18 protein-coding genes and 1 pseudogene are annotated in these 22,020 nt (G+C 39.4%); 12 read left to right on the forward strand and 7 right to left on the reverse strand.

The window, feature by feature from the left end; all coding sequences use genetic code 11:
* Positions 1–65: 65 nt before the first annotated feature.
* The 4 genes from ileS (at position 66) to VIM94_RS06675 (ending at position 5,210) form a co-directional block, all read left to right on the forward strand.
* Positions 66–3,467 carry an isoleucine--tRNA ligase gene (gene ileS / locus VIM94_RS06660; protein WP_332038510.1) on the forward strand — a complete coding sequence of 1,134 codons (3,402 nt, stop codon included), beginning with the start codon at positions 66–68 and terminating at the stop codon, positions 3,465–3,467.
* Positions 3,468–3,471: 4 nt separating this feature from the next.
* Positions 3,472–3,855 carry a TraR/DksA family transcriptional regulator gene (locus tag VIM94_RS06665; protein ID WP_332038511.1) on the forward strand — a complete coding sequence of 128 codons (384 nt, stop codon included), beginning with the start codon at positions 3,472–3,474 and terminating at the stop codon, positions 3,853–3,855.
* A gap of 70 nt (positions 3,856–3,925) precedes the next feature.
* Positions 3,926–4,549 carry a hypothetical protein gene (locus VIM94_RS06670; protein WP_332038512.1) on the forward strand — a complete coding sequence of 208 codons (624 nt, stop codon included), beginning with the start codon at positions 3,926–3,928 and terminating at the stop codon, positions 4,547–4,549.
* A 40-nt stretch (positions 4,550–4,589) separates the two neighbouring features.
* On the forward strand, positions 4,590–5,210 hold the full coding sequence (locus VIM94_RS06675) for a lipoprotein signal peptidase (protein WP_332038513.1): 621 nt from the start codon (positions 4,590–4,592) through the stop codon (positions 5,208–5,210).
* On the opposite strand, the gene VIM94_RS06680 is transcribed toward VIM94_RS06675, so the two are convergent.
* Genes VIM94_RS06680 through VIM94_RS06705 form a run of 6 tightly spaced genes read right to left on the reverse strand, consistent with a single transcriptional unit; the run spans position 5,207 to position 9,984 of the window.
* A complete protein-coding gene (locus tag VIM94_RS06680) occupies positions 5,207–5,623 on the reverse strand; it encodes a response regulator (RefSeq protein ID WP_081210276.1) in 417 nt (138 codons plus the stop codon). The genes VIM94_RS06675 and VIM94_RS06680 overlap by 4 nt on opposite strands.
* A 10-nt stretch (positions 5,624–5,633) precedes the next feature.
* Positions 5,634–7,082: a PAS domain-containing sensor histidine kinase gene (locus VIM94_RS06685; RefSeq protein WP_332038514.1), complete on the reverse strand. Its 1,449-nt coding sequence runs from the start codon at positions 7,080–7,082 to the stop codon at positions 5,634–5,636.
* A 59-nt stretch (positions 7,083–7,141) separates the two neighbouring features.
* Positions 7,142–7,711, reverse strand: a complete 570-nt coding sequence (locus VIM94_RS06690; protein WP_332038515.1) for a 5-formyltetrahydrofolate cyclo-ligase — start codon at positions 7,709–7,711, stop codon at positions 7,142–7,144.
* Positions 7,704–8,687 carry a succinylglutamate desuccinylase/aspartoacylase family protein gene (locus VIM94_RS06695; protein ID WP_332038516.1) on the reverse strand — a complete coding sequence of 328 codons (984 nt, stop codon included), beginning with the start codon at positions 8,685–8,687 and terminating at the stop codon, positions 7,704–7,706. Before VIM94_RS06695 ends, VIM94_RS06690 begins: the two co-directional genes overlap by 8 nt.
* 3 nt (positions 8,688–8,690) lie before the next feature.
* On the reverse strand, positions 8,691–9,563 hold the full coding sequence (gene rimK, locus VIM94_RS06700) for a 30S ribosomal protein S6--L-glutamate ligase (protein WP_332038517.1): 873 nt from the start codon (positions 9,561–9,563) through the stop codon (positions 8,691–8,693).
* Positions 9,535–9,984, reverse strand: a complete 450-nt coding sequence (locus VIM94_RS06705; RefSeq protein WP_332038518.1) for an ATP-dependent zinc protease — start codon at positions 9,982–9,984, stop codon at positions 9,535–9,537. The genes rimK and VIM94_RS06705 overlap by 29 nt, the downstream gene beginning before the upstream one ends.
* 198 nt (positions 9,985–10,182) lie before the next feature.
* Here VIM94_RS06705 and uvrC point away from each other — a divergent pair, with 198 nt between their 5' ends.
* On the forward strand, positions 10,183–11,976 hold the full coding sequence (gene uvrC / locus VIM94_RS06710; protein WP_332038519.1) for an excinuclease ABC subunit UvrC: 1,794 nt from the start codon (positions 10,183–10,185) through the stop codon (positions 11,974–11,976).
* A gap of 1 nt (position 11,977) precedes the next feature.
* Complete coding sequence (locus VIM94_RS06715; protein WP_332038520.1) at positions 11,978–14,200, forward strand: patatin-like phospholipase family protein; 2,223 nt, start codon at positions 11,978–11,980, stop codon at positions 14,198–14,200.
* Here the strand turns inward: VIM94_RS06715 and VIM94_RS06720 are convergent.
* A complete protein-coding gene (locus VIM94_RS06720; RefSeq protein WP_332038521.1) occupies positions 14,183–15,193 on the reverse strand; it encodes an LLM class flavin-dependent oxidoreductase in 1,011 nt (336 codons plus the stop codon). The genes VIM94_RS06715 and VIM94_RS06720 overlap by 18 nt on opposite strands.
* A gap of 177 nt (positions 15,194–15,370) precedes the next feature.
* Between VIM94_RS06720 and VIM94_RS06725 the strand changes: the two genes are divergently transcribed.
* The 6 genes and pseudogenes from VIM94_RS06725 to pgi all read left to right on the forward strand — a co-directional run.
* The gene (locus tag VIM94_RS06725) at positions 15,371–16,528 is read left to right on the forward strand and encodes a homogentisate 1,2-dioxygenase (protein ID WP_332038522.1); all 1,158 of its coding nucleotides are present in this window, start codon (positions 15,371–15,373) and stop codon (positions 16,526–16,528) included.
* A 33-nt stretch (positions 16,529–16,561) separates the two neighbouring features.
* A complete protein-coding gene (hppD, locus tag VIM94_RS06730) occupies positions 16,562–17,704 on the forward strand; it encodes a 4-hydroxyphenylpyruvate dioxygenase (protein ID WP_332038523.1) in 1,143 nt (380 codons plus the stop codon).
* A 297-nt stretch (positions 17,705–18,001) separates the two neighbouring features.
* Complete coding sequence (locus VIM94_RS06735; RefSeq protein WP_332038524.1) at positions 18,002–18,778, forward strand: DUF3108 domain-containing protein; 777 nt, start codon at positions 18,002–18,004, stop codon at positions 18,776–18,778.
* Between the two features lies 1 nt (position 18,779).
* Positions 18,780–19,745 (forward strand): tryptophan 2,3-dioxygenase family protein, encoded by a 966-nt coding sequence (locus tag VIM94_RS06740; RefSeq protein WP_332038525.1) that lies wholly within the window; start codon positions 18,780–18,782, stop codon positions 19,743–19,745.
* 5 nt (positions 19,746–19,750) lie between these two features.
* A complete protein-coding gene (locus tag VIM94_RS06745; RefSeq protein ID WP_332038526.1) occupies positions 19,751–20,983 on the forward strand; it encodes a peptidoglycan DD-metalloendopeptidase family protein in 1,233 nt (410 codons plus the stop codon).
* Positions 20,984–21,099: 116 nt separating this feature from the next.
* Positions 21,100–22,020, forward strand: a pseudogene (gene pgi, locus VIM94_RS06750) (glucose-6-phosphate isomerase); the annotation flags it as partial.

A 22,020-nucleotide genomic window follows, 5' to 3' on the forward strand; every position in this document is an offset into this window, starting at 1 on the left:
ATAATTCAGGTCGGCTATTTTGCTAAAAATCATTAATTTCGCGATTCATTAGAAATCACGACAAAATGAGCAATAAGTTCCCTGAATATAAAGGACTTGACTTACCTAAAGTAGCCGATGAAATACTGGCTTACTGGAAGGAGAACGATATATTTGAAAAGAGCGTAAGCACCCGGGAGGGGAAAAAGCCTTTCGTGTTTTTTGAAGGACCGCCATCTGCAAATGGACTGCCGGGAATTCACCACGTGATGGCACGTGCTATTAAAGATATTTTTTGTCGATATAAAACCCAAAAAGGATACCAGGTAAAGCGTAAGGCCGGGTGGGATACCCACGGGCTGCCGGTTGAACTTGGGGTAGAGAAAGAACTTGGGATCACTAAAGAAGATATCGGGACAAAGATTTCCGTAGAGAAATATAACGAAGCCTGTAAAAATGCAGTGATGCGTTACACCGATGTGTGGAACGACCTTACTGAAAAAATTGGTTATTGGGTGGATATGGATAATCCATATGTTACCTATAAATCAAAATATATGGAAACGGTTTGGTGGCTGCTTTCCGAAATTTATAAAAAAGACCTTATTTATAAAGGTTACACCATCCAGCCGTATTCGCCAAAGGCCGGAACGGGATTGAGCTCCCACGAGCTTAACCAGCCGGGGACTTATCAGGACGTTACCGATACCACGGTGACAGCGATGTTTAAAATAACGGATTCTTCCAAAGCCTCAGTGGGGAAGAACCTGGAAGGAGCATTTTTAATTGCCTGGACCACCACCCCTTGGACATTGCCTTCTAATACTGCGCTCACCGTAGGTCCAAAAATTGAATATGTTGCGGTAAAAACCTACAACCAGTATACTTTCGAGCCCATTACAATTCTTGTTGCAAAGAATCTGGCCAGAAAACAATTCGACAAGAAGTTTCAGGAAGTAGAAACCGAAGAGGAGTTAAAAGCTTATACTGAAGGCGATAAGAAGATACCATTTTTAATTGGAGAAGGTTTTAAAGGAAAAGACCTGGTTGGGATTAAGTATGAGCAGTTATTGCCCTATGCACAACCGTTTGAAAATCCTGAAAATGCCTTTCGTGTTATTTCCGGAGATTTTGTGACTACAGAAGATGGTACCGGGATTGTGCATACTTCCCCAACTTTTGGAGCCGATGATGCGATGGCAGCAAAACAGGCCACCCCGCCGGTTCCGCCATTATTGGTAAAAGACGAAAACGGGAATCCTGTTCCTCTTGTAGATTTACAGGGAAAATTCAGACCTGAAATGGATGAATTTGGTGGAAAATATGTAAAGAATGAATATTATGAAGATGGGCAGGCACCGGAAAAATCGGTAGATGTTGAGCTTGCTATTAAGCTGAAAGAAGAAAACCGTGCCTTTAAAGTAGAAAAGTACGTTCACAGCTATCCTAATTGCTGGAGAACCGATAAACCTATTTTGTACTATCCGTTGGATTCCTGGTTCATAAAAGTAACCGAATTCAAGGAGCGGATGTTCGAGTTAAATCAAAGTATAAACTGGAAACCAAAGTCTACCGGGGAAGGTCGTTTTGGAAACTGGTTGGCCAATGCCAACGACTGGAACCTGTCTCGTAGCCGCTATTGGGGAATTCCGTTGCCAATTTGGAGAACTGAAGAGGGGAAGGAAGAAAAAATTATTGGTTCTATTGCCGAACTTAAAGAAGAAATGGCCAAGGCTGTAGAAGCCGGCCATATGGACAGAGAATTTTTTGAAGGCTTTGAACCCGGCAATATGAGTGAAGAAAACTACGAGTTGGTAGACCTTCATAAGAATGTTGTGGATCAAATTACTTTGGTTTCCGATTCTGGGAAACCAATGAAACGCGAAGCCGATCTTATAGACGTTTGGTTCGATTCCGGTTCTATGCCTTATGCACAATGGCATTATCCATTTGAGAATAAAGATAAAGTTGAAGGAGGAGAAAGAAAGGCCGACTTCATCGCTGAAGGTGTGGACCAAACTCGTGGATGGTTTTATACCTTGCACGCTATTGCTACAATGATCTTTGATGATGTGGCATATAAAAATGTGGTTTCCAACGGACTTGTATTGGATAAGAACGGGCAGAAAATGTCTAAGCGTCTTGGTAATGCTGTTGATCCTTTCGAAACCCTGGCAGCTTTTGGGCCCGATGCTACCCGTTGGTATATGATCTCTAACGCAAATCCCTGGGATAACCTGAAATTTGACATAGAAGGGATCGCTGAGGTACGACGCAAATTTTTTGGAACCCTTTACAATACGTATTCCTTCTTTACCTTATACGCAAATATTGACGAATTCAATTATAAAGAGAAGGAGATTCCATTGGGAGAACGACCAGAAATAGATCGTTGGATCCTTTCAGAGTTGCATACCCTTATCGAAAAAGTGGATAAATTCTATGCTGAGTATGAACCAACTCGGGCAACCAGGGCAATTTCAGAATTTGTTCAGGAAAATCTCAGTAACTGGTTTGTGCGCTTAAGCCGAAGAAGATTCTGGAAGGGCGACTATGAGCAGGATAAGATTTCAGCTTACCAAACGCTTTACACCTGTCTTGAAACAGTTGCAAAATTAGGAGCTCCTGTTGCACCATTCTTTATGGACAGGCTCTATAAAGATCTAAACCAGGCAACTCAAAAAGATACTTTCGAATCAGTGCATCTTGCTGATTTTCCGGTTTTTGATAATAAATTTGTTGATAAATCTTTGGAACGTAAAATGGAAAAAGCCCAAACCATTTCATCATTGGTGCTTTCATTGCGTAAAAAAGAGATGATAAAAGTGAGACAACCCCTTCAAAGGGTAATGATTCCGGTGCTTGACCAGCAACAGCGGGAAGAAATAAAGGCTGTGGAAGAGCTTATTAAATCTGAAGTAAACGTAAAGGAATTGCAACTTATTGATGATGCTTCAGGTATTCTTGTAAAAAAAATTAAACCTAATTTTAAGGTGCTTGGGCCTAAGTTCGGGAAGGATATGAAGCTGGTTGTCAGCAAAATAAATGATCTGAATGCCACAGATATTACCACAATAGAGCGAGAGGGTAGTATAGATATTGAGGTTAATGAAAAATTGATTACTTTGGCGGCCGAAGAGGTGGAGATTACCTCTCAGGATATTGAAGGCTGGTTGGTAGCAAGCAGCGGAAATATTACAGTAGCCCTGGACGTTAGTATTTCTCCGGAACTTAAAAAGGAAGGAGTAGCCAGGGAATTAGTAAATAGAATTCAGAATCTTAGGAAAGAATCCGGATTTGAAGTTACTGATAGTATAGATGTGACCCTACAGAAAGACGGCATTGTCGAGGATGCCGTTAATGAAAATATAACTTATATTAAGAACGAAACATTAACTGCACACCTCGAAGTTGCAGCGGTGGTAGAAGAAGGTACAGAGGTAGCTTTTGATGACATTACCACTAAATTGTTTATTAAAAAACATTGAGCTTATGTCTGCAGAAGTTAAAGAACGTTACAGTGATGCCGATTTGGCGGAGTTTAAGGCCATCATCTTAAAAAAGATCGAGAAGGCCCAGGAACAGTTGGAAATTTATGAAAATGCTTACAAAAATGACGGGAATAACGGCACCGACGATACTTCCCCAACTTTTAAAGCTTTTGAAGAAGGAAGTGAAACCATGAGTAAGGAGGCTAACTCACAGTTGGCCATTCGTCAGGAGAAGTTTATCAGGGATCTTAAAAACGCTTTATTGCGTATTGAGAACAAAACCTATGGAATTTGTAGAGTAACCGGCAAATTAATTGCCAAGGAGCGCCTCAAGCTTGTGCCACATGCTACCTTAAGCATTGAAGCCAAGAATATGCAGCGCTAATTACTAAAATAAATTTTTATAAAACGCTCCTTTTGAACGTCTTCAAGGGAGCGTTTTGTTTTTTTTAAAGATGTTAAAAAACTATTTAATATTACTTTCTTTAATTTTAAGTCTTCCTCTATTTAGTCAAAAAGAAACGCTGGAGACTATTGATGCAAAATCTGTAAAAGCTATTCAGATTTATGCCGATGAGGTATACAGTATTAACATTGAAACTTATGAGGGTTCTGAAATTGTAATTGCTACTCGTTCAGATGGGGAATATTATAACCGGATAATGCTTAATGCCGAAATTCGGAATAAAAAGCTAATTCTAAGTACTCACTTTCCTGAAACACTTTCGGGAGGCTATGATAAATTGAGTGCCCACAAGGTTTTCTCATTAGAATTGCAGTTAAAAATACCTGCGGGCTTAAGGCTGTATATTGAATCAAATCTTGCTTCGGTGACCGCAGCAGGGGAATTTGAATTTTTGGAGCTTAGGCTGAATCAGGGCTTCTGTGAACTTAGAGACTTCAGCGGAAATGGTAATGTGCAAACCATTATGGGGAATATCTCAGTAGAAACCCGGAATACCCGTATTGAAGCCGAATCCCGAAATGGAAAGGTGGATTTGCCTTTATCCCAAAATGGAGGGAAGCTCCTGAAGTTGACTTCGGTCAATGGCGACATTAGCCTGCGAAAAACTAAATAATAATTGTATTTTTGGTGCGATTTTAATGCAATAGCTATACATGTCCTTAAAAAAAGCCGGAATAATTATAATACTGATCCTGATAGTTGATCAGGTTTCCAAATTTTATATTAAAACTAATTTTGCTCTTGGGGATGAAATAAGAGTTTTCGATTGGTTCAGAATTTTATTCGTGGAGAATGAAGGGATGGCCTGGGGAGCAAAGATTCCCGGTTCTTACGGGAAACTAGCACTAACTCTTTTCAGGCTGGCGGCAATTGTAGGGATAGGCTATTGGCTCTGGGATTCGGTTAGGAAAAAGGGTTCAAGAATACTTATTATTTCTATTGCTCTGATTTTTGCCGGGGCAATGGGTAATATCATAGACTCGGTTTTCTATGGAATTATCTTTGATGATAGTTATGGTAATGTAGCGAGCTTTCTACCGGAAAGTGGAGGCTATGGTACTCTTTTTCACGGGAAGGTGGTAGACATGCTTTATTTTCCCTTATGGCAGGGATATTTGCCCGGGTGGATCCCGTTTTGGGGAGGGAATTACTTTACCTTTTTTGAACCCGTTTTTAATATAGCCGATTCTTCCATAAGTATAGGGGTCGCCCTCTTATTAATATTCAATAAAAAGGCATTCCCGGCGGAGGAAGAAACTTCTGAAAAGAATTAAGCAGCGTTATTCTTTTCAAAGATCTTTTCGAATTTTTTCAGCTCAATTGGTTTGATCAAATAATCGGTTACCATATTGAATGATTTGGCCCTTTCAAGATCCCGGGGATCTATAGAAGAGCTCACTACATAAAGTGTTATTTTCTTTTCGAAATTGTTCTTGATCTTGATGAATTCACTAAGAAATTCCCAGCCATCCATCACCGGCATATTGAGATCGAGGAATATGATATCGGGGAGTTTATCCTCGGTCATATTGCCCATAATTAATTGAAAATAGTCCAGTGCTTCTTTTCCGTTTTTAAAGATCAACAGATTTTCAGAAAGTTTTTTGATCTCGATAATCTTTCGTACCAGGTTAACGTATATTTTGTCATCGTCAATTATACACGCCAATTCTACTTTTTGCCCCATGAGAAATAGTTTAAAATTTAATCTTAAAAGTTGTGCCTACATCTACGGTGCTGGTAACCGAAATTGAACCTCCCAATGTTTCCACCTGATTTTTGGTGATAAACAGGCCAATTCCTTTTGCTTCCGGATTGCTGTGGAAAGTTTTGTACATTCCAAACATCTTGTCTCCGTATTGATCCAGGTCTATGCCCATCCCGTTATCGCTAATTTCAAGATACTCCTTGTCATTTTCAATGTAGGTCTGAATATAAATTACCGGTTTCCTACCCGGATGTTTATATTTTATGGCATTTGTGATTAAATTTAGTAAAATACTTTCAAGATACTCAGATATATAGCTAATTTCTTCAAGAGCATTAAATTCAGCTACGATTTTTGCATTTTCCCGATTAATCAGAGATGAGGTTGAAGCCATTACCCCACTTAAGGCATCCTCAAATTTGATGATACGTCTGTTTTTGCTTAGCAGACTTTGTTTATTTACAATCTCATTTAACTGGGAAATAGCCGTATCCAGATTACCTGCTATGTCTACCACATTAGGAAGTAGTTCAAGTTTGTCGGCATCTGTTTTTGCCTCTTTTAATAACTCTACTATAAGACTGAGGTTGCTGCTGTGTGAGCGTAAATGATGAGAAACTACATGGGCAAAATTAAAAAGTCTTGAATTTTGTGTTGCGATAATATCCAGGGAATTCTGGAGATTGAGTTCGTTGTTTTTATTCTCATCAATGTCCTGGTAAACCCCTCTTATTCCAACTATTTCCTGTTCTTCATTATAAACCGGTTTTCCGGTGGCCCGTACCCAGAATTCCTTATGGTGAAGACTTAACATTTTAAGTTCTATCTTAAAAGGAATACCGTACTTTTCACATTTTTCGAAGGAAGATAATACCCGTTGGTGATGCTCGGGAGCATAGAACCTTAAGCGTTCCTCGTAAGCCGGCTGATAATCCAGAGGACAATTCACAATTTTTTTGGTAACATTATCCCAGTAAATATTCTTGTGCACAGTATCTACGTACCAACCGCCGGTTGAAGTCATTTCGGCTGTTTCGTGATAGTAGAAGTAATTTTCTTCAATGGTGTATTGATCGCGTTTGGACTGGTGAATATTAACAAACAAAAGCACGGCGGTTTCCCGGTTGCTTTGATCTTTGTTCTTTAAATTACGGCATTCAAACCAGCGATACTTGCCATTGTGTAGTTTCAATTTTAATTCAAGGCTAAATGCTTCTTTCTGGGAAGTAAGTTTATCAAAATACACCCTGAAATCGTAGCGATAATCGGGATGAAGTATTTCTTTGATAAAATGTTCAAAAGGATCGTTTGTATCTGGTTTTCCAACGATTGTGTTGAAGTGATCGGACCAGCTAAGCTTTTTGCTGAAAAGGTTGATCTTCCAGTAGGCAATATCAAAATCTTCAAGAATACTGTTTAACTGAAGGTCGTTTAGCATCTGGGGCCGGTTAGTTTATCTAAAAGTAATAGAATGTTCTATTACTAACAAATAAATGCCTAATTTTTAAACCGATATATCTTTTTAGGGGTCACGCAGTAATCCATTGCCACATCTGTGTCAAAGATCTCCCTAATCTTTTCTTCAGCTTCAAAAAAGGAGAGGCCAACCTTAATCACATCGGGTTTGCAGGAATCCAGGAACTGGTCGTAAAATCCTTTTCCATAACCTATTCGATGGCCTGACCTATCAAAAGCCAACAGAGGGATAAAAACGAGATCGAGCTTTTCTGGTGAAATTTCAATCCCGCCTTTAGGCTCAGGGATATTCCACCTGTTTTTTATGATCCTGGTGGTATCGGTTAGAAGAAAGTGGTCTAGGCGGTGGTTTTTAATATTGGTTTTTGAAACCACCACATTTTTATCTTTTCCCTGGAGAATGTGCAGGACGTATTCAGTATTAACTTCTTTTTGTTCAGCAATACTTAGAAACAGATGGTAGAACTCGAAGTTCCATATTTGAAGCTTCAGAAGATTATTGGCGATTTTGAGGCTTAGCTCTTCAATATCTTCTTCGGAAAGCTTTAGGCGTAGATCTTTGTATTTTCTTCGGAGCTCCCTTTTATTCATCTTCTTTTGTTGGTAAGGATATATGAAAAATAGCATCGCCCTGGTAGACTATAGGAGACTCGTTAACATTTATGATATACCCGGTGTTGGATGCTTTTACCTTATGCCTGAATTTCCCATATGGATCGGTTATAGTGCCGATAAACTCGCCTTTTTCCACATGTTTTCCGCAGGGAATCTTCACGTGGAGGAGTCCGCTGTATTTGGCGCGCATCCAGAAACTACTTCTAATGAGAACGGTTTGGGTAACCGCATCGGGGTATTCAAATTTAGGATTCAGCATTTCCAGGTGACTGAGAATACGCATGCTGCCTTCCACACCGTGCCTGGCGATCTCTTTGTCACTGGATTTGGATTTCCCGCCTTCATATAGCAAAACGGGAATTCCAAGTTTTGTACAGGTTTCCCTAAAAGATTTTGTAATGGTTTTAGACTCCATGGTGAAGGGGGCATTGAAGATGTGGCTGTATTTTACGCTCAAATCATCTGATTGTTTAACCCTGATTTGCGGAGCATTAAATCTGCTTGCACCACCAGAATGAAAGTCGAGACAAAAATTGACAACCGGGAGAATCTTTTTTGCGAACTGGTATGCAAACCTGCTGGCCAGGGAACCATGTTTTGTGCCGGGGAACATTCTGTTAAGGTCCCGTCCATCCGGAAATTCACGGCTAAGGTTCAAAAATCCAAAGATATTCACCACAGGAATGCAGATTATAGTTCCTTTCTGGGGTTTATTTATGCCTTTGGAGATAATTTGCCTAACTATCTCAATCCCGTTTATTTCGTCACCGTGAATACCCGCGGTAAGCAGAACTACCGGACCTGGTTTTTTAGCGCGTTCAATAATTACAGGTACATCTACCGAATTGGCAGTGTAAAGTTTAGCCATGTTGAAGTTGATCGTGGCGCTTTTTCCGGGTAAAACCTTCTCACCCAGGATCTCCAAAACATTGTCCTCGGTTATTTTTGGCATAAGTTATACATTCCTTTCTATGTACCTAATAATAGTTTTGGCGATATCTTTACCAGTGGCTTTTTCAATACCCTCCAATCCCGGAGATGAATTAACTTCCAGAATGAGTGGCCCACGAGCACTCTGTAACATATCTACTCCGGCAACACCAAGCCCCATCGCTTTGGTGGCTTTTACCGCTGCGATTTCTTCTTCGTCAGTGAGTTCTACTACCTCGGCGCTACCACCACGGTGTAGGTTAGATCTAAATTCACCTTCTTTTCCCTGTCTTTTCATCGCCCCCACCACGTGGCCATCTACAACAAAAGCTCTAATATCACCTCCTTTAGCTTCCTCAATAAACTCCTGCACGATCACACGAGCCTGTAAGCCATTGAAAGCCTCAATTACAGATTCGGCAGCGTTTTTTGTTTCAGCAAGGACAACACCTACTCCCTGGGTTCCTTCCAGTAATTTTATAACTAAAGGAGTGCCCCCAACCTGTTTAATAACTCCGGAAACATCTCTGGAATAGTTGGTGAATACAGTTTTTGGTAATCCTATTTTAGCTCTGGAAAGCACTTGTAAGCTTCTAAGTTTATCGCGGCTTCTAACCAGAGATTCAGATTCTGTGGTGGTAAATGCACCCATCATCTCAAACTGTCGTACCACTGCAGTACCATAAAAAGTAACCGAAGCTCCAATTCTTGGGATTACCGCATCTACACCTTCTATATAACCGCCCTTGTAATAAATATTGGGTTTGCGTTTTTCAATAACGATATCACATTTTAGGGGGTCTATAACTTCCACTTCATGTCGCCTCTTTTTGGCCGCTTCTACGAGTCTTTGAGTTGAATATAGATGACTATTCCTGGATAGGATTTTTATTTTCATTTTGCTTTAGATTGAAAGAAACGTCAGTGAGTTGTGTATCTACGATAAATTTTTTTGTAAGGAATTTTCGTCCAATAAGCACTGGAAAACGCATTTCCTGACGAGACGACAAAGAAAGCGAAATTTTATAGACCTTACTAAATATTTTAATGGTAGACATTACCTGATATCTTTTTTGAATTATCCCGTTGCTACTGCGTACAAAGACGATATCGTAGTCTGTAAAGGAGAATTCTTTTCCGTTATAAAGTGGATGTTCTTCATCGAGAAAAGTGCACAAGAGTAAATTATTCTCTTCCCTTATGTTCTCACAGTGAATTGAGGAGGTGTAGGCACCGGTATCAATTTTTATAGCAATATCATTAAGGTGAAGCGCAGGGAAATCTGCTTTATCAAATCGTCCAATTACGGTTTTCTCCATACTGCAAGATAGTAAAAAGGCAAGTTTCTTTCTTAAGGAAGTGCGAAAATGTCAAACGATGTCTTATGTAATGACCTAACTTTATAGTAAAGCTATAAGAGGTTTTGGTATCTGAGATTTTTATTTTGAAAACTTTAACGACTACCGAAAGCACCTAAATTGCGGGTGTAAACCCTAAAAAACTATACCTTTGAGGTAATGGAAACGCCTGCTTTAGACCTTCAGCTTAAAACCTTGCCTAATAGCCCCGGAGTTTATCAGTATTTTGATAAAAACGGGAAAATACTCTATGTTGGGAAGGCTAAAAATTTAAAAAAACGCGTTACTTCCTATTTTACCAAACGCCACGACAGTCACAGGATTGGGGTTATGGTGAAGAAGATCCACGAGATAAAACATATTGTTGTCGCTTCAGAGACCGATGCGCTTTTGTTGGAGAATAATCTTATCAAGAAACATCAGCCACGCTTTAATGTGATGCTGAAAGATGATAAAACTTATCCCTGGATCTGCATTAAAAACGAACGTTTTCCCCGTGTTTTTCCCACCCGTAAACTTATCAAAGACGGAAGCGAATACTATGGTCCCTTCACCAGCTTTAAAACCGTAAATACCCTGCTCGAGCTCATAAAAGGCCTTTATAAGTTGCGAACCTGTAATTATGACCTTGCCGAGGATAAAATAAAAGCGGGGAAATATAAACTTTGCCTGGAATATCATTTAGGAAATTGTAAAGGGCCCTGTGAGGGCTTGCAGCCGGAAGCAGAATACAATAAAAACATCGAAGCCATACGCCAAATTGTAAAAGGCAACTTTAAAGATTCGTTGCATAAGTTCAGAGAGCAGATGAAGGAACATGCCGAACGGATGGAATTTGAAGACGCCCAGAGGATAAAAAATAAAATTGATGTCCTGGAGAATTATCAGTCTAAATCTACGGTAGTCAATCCAAAAATAAGTGATGTGGATGTCTTTTCGATAGTAAGCGATGAAGGCTACGGGTATGTAAATTTTCTTCAGCTCTCCCATGGTGCGATTATAAGAAGTCATACCATTGAGATGAAGAAAAAACTGGATGAAAGTGACCAGGAGTTATTGGAATTGGCAATTACTGAGATAAGACAGCGTTTTAATTCGAATTCCAAAGAGATTTATGTGCCTTTTAAAGTTGAGGCCGGAGAGAATGTTAAGGTAACTGTTCCGAAACTGGGTGATAAAAAGAAGATTGTAGAGCTTTCTCAACGAAATGCGAAGTATTACAGACAGGAACGCTTTAAACAGATGAAGATAGTTGATCCAGACAGGCATGTAAACCGGGTTATGGCCCAGATGAAAGAAGATCTTCGGCTTAATGAAGAGCCAAGACATATAGAATGCTTTGATAATTCCAATATCCAGGGAAGTAATCCTGTAGCGGCTTGTGTAGTCTTTAAAAACGGGAAGCCCAGTAAAAAAGATTATCGTAAATTTAATATCAAAACAGTGGAGGGTCCCGATGATTTTGCCTCGATGGAGGAAGTGGTCTTTAGGCGGTATCGCCGGCTATTAAATGAAGGAGAGCCATTGCCTCAGTTGATAATTGTAGACGGAGGAAAAGGGCAGCTGTCATCAGGAGTAAAAGCTTTGGATAGTCTGGGTTTACGGGGAAAGATTGCCATAATCGGAATTGCAAAACGCCTGGAAGAGCTGTTTTATCCCGGGGATTCAATTCCGCTTTATCTTGATAAAAAATCTGAAACGCTAAAAATTATTCAGCAATTGCGAAATGAGGCGCACCGGTTTGGCATCACTTTCCATAGAAATAAAAGAAGTAAAGCCGCACTTAATACCGAACTTGAAGAAATTTCGGGAATAGGGGAAAAGACAGTTGTGGAATTATTAAAACATTTCAGATCGGTGAAAAGAATTAAAGAAGCCTCACAAAAGGAATTAAGTGAGGTAATAGGCAATGCCAAAGCCACTATTATTTATCAGCATTATCATTCAACTTAAGATGAAAAAAATCCTCTTTCTATTTATGGTACTCTGGTCTTTCCTTGGAAAAGCACAGGGAGAAGACTTAAAAGTAGGTCTTGTGCTTAGTGGAGGTGGTGCTAAGGGTCTTGCACATATTGGAGCGCTTAAGGTCCTGGAAGACGCCGGAGTTCGTATAGATTATATTGGAGGGAGCAGTATGGGGGCGATTATTGGAGGGCTCTATGCTTCAGGTTATTCGGCTGATGAGCTGGATTCTATTTTTCATGAAACTAATTTTAATATACTTATCCAGGACAACCTCCCGCGTGATGCAAAAACCTTCTACGAAAAAGAAGATTCAGAAAAATATGCATTGACCTTACCTTTTGATCGTTTTAAGATAGGTTTGCCTTCAGGCCTTTCCCGCGGTCAAAATATTTATAATTTAATGTCCCAACTGACCATGCATTTGGGGAATGTAAATGACTTCAGTGAACTGCCTATTCCATTTTTTTGCGTGGCTGCAGATGTTGAAACCGGCGAGGAAGTAATTCTCGATGAAGGTTCCCTGGCCCAGGCAGTCTCGGCCAGCGGTGCGATTCCTTCTATTTTTAGTCCGGTTAAAATCGGGGACCGTCTACTTACCGATGGAGGTGTTGCTAATAATTATCCGGTGGAGGAATTGCGACGGCGTGGCGCCGAATTTGTTATTGGAGTTGATGTCCAGGACAGTTTGATGGACCGCTCTGAGCTAAAAGGAGTCTTCGATATTCTCACCCAAATAAGCAACTTCAGGACAATAAACGACATGAAGGAGAAGATCCCGAAAACCGATATCTATATTAAACCAGATATTTCAAAATTTTCTGTTCTTTCCTTCGATAAAGGGAAGGAAATTATAGACACGGGGGTAGTAGCTACCCAGAAAAGGATAGAAGATTTAAGAGTGGTTTCTAAACGCCAGAAGCCTCGCAAATCAGAATTTTTAATCCCACGTATCGATACCCTTCAAATTAGCACCCTCACCCTGGAGGGTAATAACACTTATCCCAGGGAATATATAATGGGAAAACTCCGTCTTAACTATTTCACCAAATTCACTTTCGAAGACCTCAATAACGGGATTAACAACCTTTCGGCTACCGGAAATTTCAATCGGATAAATTATCGGTTAATTCCAAATGAAGATAATAAATTTTATACTCTGGCAATGCAAATTGAAGAGAGTCAAAATAAAACTTTTCTCAGGCTTGGGGTGCATTATGATGAATTATACCGGAGTGCTGCTTTGGTGAACGTTACCCATAAAAGTTTGCTTTTTACCAACGATGTGACTTCACTCGATGTCATTGTTGGTGATAACTTAAGATACAATTTCGATTATTATCTGGATAAGGGATATTACTGGAGTTTGGGAGTTCATTCCAGATATAACAAATTCAGTGAAGATATTTCCTTTGATTTTGCACGGCAAAATGCGGGTCTGGAAGACCAGGCTCTAAATAAGTTAAACATTGACCATATAGATTTCACTAACCAAATCTATTTTGAAACCACATTTAAACAGGTTTTTTCCTTTGGAATTGGCGCCGAACATAAGTTTCTAAAAATAAAAAGCGAGACCCTGGAGCGCAGCTCGGCAGAAATTCCTGATAATGTTTTTGAAAACAGCCATTTCCTTAGTGGTTTTGGCAATTTAAAGTATGATTCTTACGATAATAAATATTTTCCCTCAAAGGGTTTTTATTTTAATGGGGATTTTCATCTTTATCTTTATTCATCAGATTATAACGAGAATTTCTCTGAGTTTTCTATCGGGAAAGGTAAAATAGGCTATGCAATAAGGCTTTTGGATAAATTATCTCTTAGGTTGGAAAGTTCGGCCGGGTTCAAAGTTGGTAATGATAATATAAATACCCTCGATTTCTTTCTCGGAGGTTATGGGAATAACCTTATCAATAATTTTGAGCCTTTTTTGGGTTATGATTTTATCAGTATTTCAGGGGACAGTTATATCAAAGCTCTGGCTGAATTTGATTTTGAGTTTACCAGAAGACATCACCTCATCGGTAGTGCAAATTACGCCAATGTAGGAAACAGGCTGTACTCCACCGGAGACTGGTTTTCTGAACCGGATTTTTCGGGTTACGCCTTGGGCTACGGGTTCGAGTCTTTTATTGGTCCCCTCGAAGCAAAATATACCTGGTCTCCCGAGTTACAATCCAGTACCTGGTTCTTTAGTTTAGGCTTCTGGTTTTAGCTCAAAAGCTTCGGCTACCAGTTCAAAGGACCTCAAGCGTAAATCTTTTGAATAGCTCATTGTAGAAATCATAACTTCGTCTACTTCAAAATCGGAGGCAAGTTGTTCCAGTTGGGTTTTTACAGATTCTTTTGTGCCTGAAACTATTCTTCCCGAATTTCGTTGCAGCAATTCTCTTTCTCCTTCAGTAAACTCATATTTCTCTATTTCAGAAAATTCAGGATAATTCTGAAAGTTTCCCCGTTCAAACTGAAGCAGGATATATTCGATGTATTTGCGCATGTTGGCAGCAATCTCTTCGGTTTCACCACACATTAAAAACACCGATACAAAAGCCATTGGAGATTTTGAGGTCTCTGATGCTTTAAAAAGTTTACGATATTCCTTCACGACTTCAGGAGAAACCAGGCCATTAATGAATTTGGCCACCGAGAGACCCATGCCCATTTCAGCAGCTATTTTAGCACTGCCTCCGCTCGAACTCAGGATCCATTGCTCCGGCTTTGTCTTCACCTGCGGGATTGCATAAACGCGGCCCTTATCAGTCGCTGCAGTATCCCCAAAGAAATGCTGAAGATGCTCCAGCTGGGTTAAGTAGTCTTCCTCCTTAAAAGTGTTTGACGGGTTTAAAAGGTAGGCGCTCACCCGATCTCCCCCCGGGGCGCGACCCATTCCCAGGTCTATACGGTTTGGATAAAGTGCTTCCAGTGTCCTGAAATTTTCAGCAACTTTAAAAGCGCTGTGATTGGGAAGCATAATCCCACCAGATCCCAGCCTAATCCTTTGAGTTTCCGCCCCAAGTCGGCTTAAAAGAACTTCCGGGGCAGAACCGGCAATAAATTTTGAGCTATGGTGTTCAGAGAGCCAAAACCGGTAATAGCCCAATTTATCTGCAAGTTTTGCAGTTTCTATAGTTTCCTGTAAAGCTTCCTGTGAGGTGGCCCCGGTTCTAACAATTGATTGATCGAGTATGCTGAGTTTAATTTTTGTCATATATAGTTAATCGAAATTGGTTTAGGTTAATTACATTTTGCTTCCTGGTTTTAGTGATGTTTTAAGAATGTTTGATCTAAATTTCCCGATATTTGCTTTTAAGAAAAATTAATCCCTAAAAAATAGTAAATTCTCAATTTTCTTTATAAAATTGGGAGGCTTAAAAAAAATAAGATTATGCCTTTTTATCATAAACTCGGTAAAATTCCGCACAAACGTCATACGGTTTTCAAAAAACCAGATGGCAGTCTGTATTACGAACAGCTTTTTGGAACTGTAGGTTTTGATGGTATGTCATCTAACATGTACCATGAGCACCGGCCAACACAAGTTAAAGAAATTAAAGGAAGCTATAGCGTCAAGCCAAAGATTGCTTCAGAAAATAATATTAAATCTTATAGGTTTAAAGGATTTCAGGTAGTGCCACATCCCGATTATCTCGAAAGCAGAAAGGTGGTACTTACCAATAGCGATGTGGATATCGCCCTTGCTTCTCCCCAGGCCTCTACTGATGATTATTTTTATAAAAATGCCGATTCAGATGAATTATTATTTATTCATAAGGGAACGGGAAAATTAAGAACCCATCTTGGAAACCTGGATTTTAAGTATGGAGATTATTTGTTAATTCCGCGAGGAACGATTTATAAGATAGACTTTGATGATGAGGATAACCGCTTATTTATTGTAGAATCGAGACGCCCAATTTACACTCCGAAAAGATATCGAAACTGGTTTGGACAGTTGCTGGAGCATTCCCCCTTTTGTGAAAGGGACCTGAGGCAGCCATATGAGCTTGAAACCAATGATGAGAAAGGAGACTTTCTAATCAAGGTAAAAAAGCAGGGGGAGATCTTTGATATGGTGTATGCCACGCATCCTTTTGATGTAGTGGGCTATGATGGGTATAATTATCCGTACGCTTTCAGTATTCACGATTTTGAACCAATTACGGGAAGAATTCACCAGCCACCACCGGTGCATCAAACCTTTGAAACCGATGCATTTGTGGTGTGTAGTTTTTGTCCCAGAAAATACGATTATCATCCCGAGAGTATTCCTGCGCCATATGCCCATAGCAACATAGATAGTGATGAGGTTCTCTACTATGTTGATGGAGATTTTATGAGCCGAAATGATATTGAAGCAGGGCACATTTCCCTGCATCCCGCCGGAATCCCGCATGGGCCTCATCCCGGAGCCGTAGAAAGAAGTATTGGCCAGGTAGAAACCGAAGAACTAGCTGTAATGGTAGATACTTTTAAACCTTTAAAACTAACGGAAGAGGCGATGAAAATAGCCGATGAGACTTATCATAAGTCCTGGTTAGAGTAAAACATTAATTGATAAACATATAAAAATATTAATATGAGTACCGATAACACATCATTAAAACTGGAAAAGGTAATTCCCGGTGCAGAAGATTTTCTGCCAATTCTGGGTACCGATTTCGTTGAACTATATGTTGGCAATGCAAAACAGGCGGCCTATTATTACCAGTATGCCTGGGGGTTTGAGCCTGTGGCTTATTCAGGATTAGAAACCGGGAAAAAAGATCAGGTTTCTTATGTATTACAACAAGGGAAGATTAGAATTGTTCTTACCTCGCCTTTAACACCCGGCGGAGATCTGAATGAACATATCAATAAACATGGGGATGGAGTGAAAATGGTAGCTCTTTGGGTAGATGATGCCCGAAAAAGCTATGAAGAAACCACTAAAAGAGGGGCGAAATCTTATGTAGAGCCTTATGTTCTGGAGGATGAAAATGGAAAAGCAGTGATTTCAGGAATTCATACTTATGGAGAAACCATTCATCTTTTTGTGGAACGAAAAGATTATACCGGTCCGTTTTTACCGGGCTACAAGGCCTATGCGTCCAGGGTGAAAACAAATGATACCGGCCTAAAATATATAGACCATATGGTAGGTAATGTAGGCTGGAACGAAATGAATAAATGGGTGGAGTTTTATGCAAAAGTTATGGGCTTTGCTCAAATGGTTTCTTTTGATGACAAGGATATCTCTACCGATTACACTGCGCTTATGAGTAAAGTGATGAGCAACGGAAACGGAAGGATAAAATTTCCAATTAATGAGCCGGCAGAAGGAAAGAAAAAATCCCAGATTGAAGAATATATAGATTTTTATAATGGAGCAGGAGTGCAACACATCGCTCTGTCTACCGATAATATAATAGAAACTGTCACCGCACTTCGCGATCGCGGAGTGGAATTCCTTTATGTGCCGGAGACTTATTATGATACTCTGCTGGAAAGAGTGGGTGAAATTGATGAAGAACTCGAGCCGCTAAAAGAACTTGGAGTATTAGTAGATCGTGATGACGAAGGCTATTTGTTGCAGATCTTCACCAAGCCTGTTTTAGACCGGCCAACAATGTTTTTTGAGATCATTCAGCGAAAAGGCGCTCAATCTTTTGGAAAAGGAAACTTTAAGGCACTTTTTGAGGCCATTGAAAGAGAGCAGGATTTACGAGGTACATTGAGTTAAGGAGTAATATTTATCAACTTATATAATTATTTTATAAAACCTTAAATTAATCATATTCTTTTGGTTAAAGTTTGTTTTTTGATTGTAAATAAAGGACCATTTAAGGAATTTTGCACTCGCATTTTTTGGAGTGGTTACCAAACAGTGTGATTTTTTCATAATTTAAGTTTTAGTTGGTTAATAAGATAAAAACCTCATCATTAATTTGATGAGGTTTTTTGTTTAATTACATTTGGAATAGAAATTGTAAATATGGGTATTGTAACACGAATTTACTTTTATCAGGAAGAAAAGATCATGAAAAAAATTTTTGCAATACTCGTCATAATTTTAACCTCCTTTTCATTGGAGGCGCAATCACAGCAAGCTTTTCAGGCAGGAGAATGGTTTCGTTTCAGGATTCATTATGGGCCTTTTAATGCCAGTTTTGCTACTATGGAAGTAAAGGAAACCACGCTGCGTAATAAACCTGTTTATCACATTAAAGGCCGTGGCAAATCTACCGGACTGCTGCACCTCTTTTTTAAAGTTGATGATGATTATCAAACTTTTATCGACAAAAATGATGGGAAACCTTATAAATTCATCAGGAAGATCGATGAAGGTGGTTATACCAAGGATCTTGAAATAGATTTCAATCACAACAATAATAAGGCACATGTCTTTGATAAAAAGCACGGGAAAAATAATACTTATACAACCCAGGAAAATGTGCACGATATGTTATCTGCATTTTATTATATTCGCAACAATATTAAGAGCGATGAGCTTAGTCCTGGAGATGAGATGAATCTCAATCTTTTTATAGATGATGAAACGATGAATTTCAAACTTAGGTTTCTTGGTCGCGAGGTGATCAAGACCAAGTTTGGGAAAGTGGCTACTCTGAAATTCAGGCCTTTGGTTATGGCAGGAAGGGTTTTTAAAGAAAAAGAAAGCCTTACTTTTTGGGTTTCTGACGACGCCAATAAAATACCTGTGAAAATTGAAGCTGATCTCAGAGTTGGCTCCCTGGATGCTGATCTTGACGCTTATAAAGGACTAAAACATCCCTTCAGAATAATTGTAGATTAACATGGAAATCAAGCCTGAGATTGCTGAAAGAATAGCTAAACTCGAAGAAAAATTCAGAAATTCAGGACAGGACCTGGGCTCATATCTTGATGGATTATTATACGATAAATACCTTACCTACTGGGATTATATCAATATTGATACCCTCTTAAGTCTTCAGAAAACTCTCACACATTTCCCTGATGAGAAAATATTTATCTCATATCACCAAATCACAGAATTATATTTCAAGCTCATTATACACGAGCAAAAGCAAATAATTGAAGCCAAAGATGAAAATGCCGCATTCTATATTGAAAAGTTTCAACGTTTAAATCGATATTTTAGAATATTGACCGATTCTTTTGATGTGATGATCAAGGGGATGGATAGGGAAGAATTCCTTAAGTTCAGGATGGCACTTTTACCGGCCAGTGGTTTCCAGTCGGCGCAGTTTAGAATGATCGAGATCTATTCTACCCCTTTGGAGAACATTGTTGCTTATGATATACGGGAAAATTTTTCTTCTGAAAATAGTATCGAGGAATTGCTGGAGAATATCTACTGGAAAAAGGGTGGTATGGACCTTAAAAGCGGGGAGAAAACTTTAACTCTGAGGCAGTTCGAAGATCGATATATCGAAAGCTTTAAAAAGCTTGCTCATGAAGTAGAAGGGAAAACACTTTATCATACTTATTTAGATCTTCCGGAAGAGATAAAAAATAATTCGGGATTGATCAATGCAATGCGTAATTTTGACGTTTATGTAAATATTAACTGGCCATTAATGCATATTGGAGCTGCTTATCGCTATTTGAATAAAGATAACAAGACAATAAAGGCCACAGGAGGCACCAACTGGAAAGAGTTTCTTCCGCCGGGCTTTCAGAAAAACAGTTTCTTTCCGAATTTATGGAGTGAAGAAGAATTTAAAGAATGGGGCAAAGAATGGGTGGAAAATAAGTTTAATACAGAAAAAACAGCTTGAAAAAATTGAAAAAATTTAGTTACCTGATGTTGATGATGCTGGCTTTGATCGCCTGCAACGATGATGTGAAAAATGAAGCCATGAATAAGGATTTGGCCGAGGTCAAAACTCCGCCGGTGGTAAAAGAATATGGTTTTGTGCTTAACGATTTCGAGGTGGTAGTAGATACTATTGCCAGAGGAGATTTTTTTGGAAATATTCTTGATAAACAGGGGGTTAGTCCCGGAAAAGTGCATGAAATCTCAGAGAAGGTGAAAGATACTTTTAATCCTGCCAGAATAATAGCCGGTAAAAAATATATCATTCTTAAGGATAAAGATTCTGCTCAAACTCCTAAATACTTCATATACGAGAATGATAAAATAAACTATACTGTTGTTAATCTAAATGAACCGGCAGCATATAAAGCAAAACGCCCGGTAACTATAAAGAAGCGGGAAATATCCGGGGTTATTACTTCTTCTCTTTCAGAGGCCATGCAAAATCAGGGTTTAAGTAATTTGCTGGTTTATGAACTTTCCAATATTTATCAGTGGAGCATAGATTTCTTTAAGCTTCAGAAGGGAGATCAGTTTAAAATGGTTTACGAAGAAAAATATATCGATGATACCATTTTTGCCGGTATTGAAAATGTGGAAGCTGCCGTTTTTAAACATTCCGGCAGGCCTTTTTATGCTTTCAACTATGAAACCGATTCTATTACCGGAAAAGCCAATTTTTATGATGAAGAAGCTAAGGCCTTGCAGAGCTTCTTCCTGAAAGCCCCATTAAATTACAGTCGGATTTCCAGCCGTTACACCAAACGCAGATTTCACCCAGTGCAAAAACGCTGGAAAGCTCATCTTGGGACAGATTATGCTGCGGCAAGGGGTACACCTATTGTAAGTACTGCCGATGGGACAGTTATCGCTTCAAGTTATACTTCGGGTAATGGGAATTACGTTAAGGTGCGCCATAACAGTAAATACACGACTCAATACCTTCATATGACCAAGCGAAATGTGCGTAAAGGCCAGCGGGTAAAACAGGGAGATGTAATTGGTTATGTAGGAAGCACTGGCCTGGCTACAGGTCCTCATGTTTGTTATCGCTTTTGGGTGAATGGTAAGCAGGTAGATCCCTATCGCCAGAACCTTCCGGCTGCTAAACATATTGAAAACGAGCACAAAGAGGCTTACTTCGCCGCTATCGATAAGTTAAAACAAAGGCTAGACAGTATTCCTTACCAGGAAATTTAATCCGATCCCAATAGTAACTTTACCTTTGCAAGTTTTAAGTTGATTACGAGGCTGACTTCGTATTTTTCTTTTTATAAATTTGCAATTCATTTGAATTTTTAATTAAAATAATCGCTGTGAAAAATATAAATCCAACTCAAACGACTGCCTGGAAAAAATTAACTGAACATTATAAGGAGGTTAAAGATCTGGAAATGAAGGAATTGTTCAAGGAAGATTCCGACCGTGCCTCCGAGTTTACCTTGCATTGGGAGGATTTATATGTTGACTTCAGTAAAAACCGTATAACATCAAGAACCAGAGATTTGCTTAATGAGCTTGCCCGGGAGTGTGCTTTGCCTGAGGCTATTGAATCTTATTTTACCGGTGAAGCTATCAATAGGACAGAGAAGCGTCCGGTTTTGCATACCGCACTGAGAGCTGCCGATGATTCTGTGATAGAAGTTGACGGAGAGAATGTAATTCCTGAAGTTCAGGAGGTAAAAAGAAAGATCGAGGATTTTACCAATTCGGTTATTGATGGGAGTAGAAAAGGGTATACAGGTAAGGCCTTTACCGATGTTGTGAATATCGGGATTGGCGGTTCAGATCTCGGTCCTGTTATGATTACCGAAGCCTTGAAACATTATAAGAATCATCTCAATGTGCATTTTATCTCGAATGTAGATGGAGATCATGTGCACGAACTAATTAACGAGCTTAACCCGGAAACCACTCTTTTTTTGGTTGTTTCCAAAACCTTTACTACCCAGGAAACAAGGACTAATGCGACTACTGTAAGGAACTGGTTCAGGAAATCGGCACCTCAGGATGCGGTTTCAAAACATTTTGTTGCGGTATCTACTAATATTGAAAAAGTTAAGGAATTTGGGATAGATATTCAGAATGTCTTTCCAATGTGGGATTGGGTTGGCGGTCGCTTCTCCCTTTGGAGTGCAGTAGGCTTATCTATTAGTCTGGCCGTAGGATATAATAATTTTGAATCCCTTTTGAAAGGAGCGCAGAAGATGGATCTTCATTTCAAAGAAAGCGATCTT

Source organism: Salegentibacter sp. (assembly GCF_036568425.1).
Lineage (GTDB): Bacteria > Bacteroidota > Bacteroidia > Flavobacteriales > Flavobacteriaceae > Salegentibacter.

What these genes read in the sequence shown, in the direction of transcription:
- ileS (WP_332038510.1), top strand. Translation starts at nt 66, where the DNA reads ATGAGCAATAAGTTCCCTGAATATAAAGGACTTGACTTACCTAAAGTA.
- VIM94_RS06665 (WP_332038511.1), top strand. Translation starts at nt 3,472, where the DNA reads ATGTCTGCAGAAGTTAAAGAACGTTACAGTGATGCCGATTTGGCGGAG.
- VIM94_RS06670 (WP_332038512.1), top strand. Translation starts at nt 3,926, where the DNA reads ATGTTAAAAAACTATTTAATATTACTTTCTTTAATTTTAAGTCTTCCT.
- VIM94_RS06675 (WP_332038513.1), top strand. Translation starts at nt 4,590, where the DNA reads ATGTCCTTAAAAAAAGCCGGAATAATTATAATACTGATCCTGATAGTT.
- VIM94_RS06680 (WP_081210276.1), bottom strand. Translation starts at nt 5,623, where the DNA reads ATGGGGCAAAAAGTAGAATTGGCGTGTATAATTGACGATGACAAAATA.
- VIM94_RS06685 (WP_332038514.1), bottom strand. Translation starts at nt 7,082, where the DNA reads ATGCTAAACGACCTTCAGTTAAACAGTATTCTTGAAGATTTTGATATT.
- VIM94_RS06690 (WP_332038515.1), bottom strand. Translation starts at nt 7,711, where the DNA reads ATGAATAAAAGGGAGCTCCGAAGAAAATACAAAGATCTACGCCTAAAG.
- VIM94_RS06695 (WP_332038516.1), bottom strand. Translation starts at nt 8,687, where the DNA reads ATGCCAAAAATAACCGAGGACAATGTTTTGGAGATCCTGGGTGAGAAG.
- rimK (WP_332038517.1), bottom strand. Translation starts at nt 9,563, where the DNA reads ATGAAAATAAAAATCCTATCCAGGAATAGTCATCTATATTCAACTCAA.
- VIM94_RS06705 (WP_332038518.1), bottom strand. Translation starts at nt 9,984, where the DNA reads ATGGAGAAAACCGTAATTGGACGATTTGATAAAGCAGATTTCCCTGCG.
- uvrC (WP_332038519.1), top strand. Translation starts at nt 10,183, where the DNA reads ATGGAAACGCCTGCTTTAGACCTTCAGCTTAAAACCTTGCCTAATAGC.
- VIM94_RS06715 (WP_332038520.1), top strand. Translation starts at nt 11,978, where the DNA reads ATGAAAAAAATCCTCTTTCTATTTATGGTACTCTGGTCTTTCCTTGGA.
- VIM94_RS06720 (WP_332038521.1), bottom strand. Translation starts at nt 15,193, where the DNA reads ATGACAAAAATTAAACTCAGCATACTCGATCAATCAATTGTTAGAACC.
- VIM94_RS06725 (WP_332038522.1), top strand. Translation starts at nt 15,371, where the DNA reads ATGCCTTTTTATCATAAACTCGGTAAAATTCCGCACAAACGTCATACG.
- hppD (WP_332038523.1), top strand. Translation starts at nt 16,562, where the DNA reads ATGAGTACCGATAACACATCATTAAAACTGGAAAAGGTAATTCCCGGT.
- VIM94_RS06735 (WP_332038524.1), top strand. Translation starts at nt 18,002, where the DNA reads ATGAAAAAAATTTTTGCAATACTCGTCATAATTTTAACCTCCTTTTCA.
- VIM94_RS06740 (WP_332038525.1), top strand. Translation starts at nt 18,780, where the DNA reads ATGGAAATCAAGCCTGAGATTGCTGAAAGAATAGCTAAACTCGAAGAA.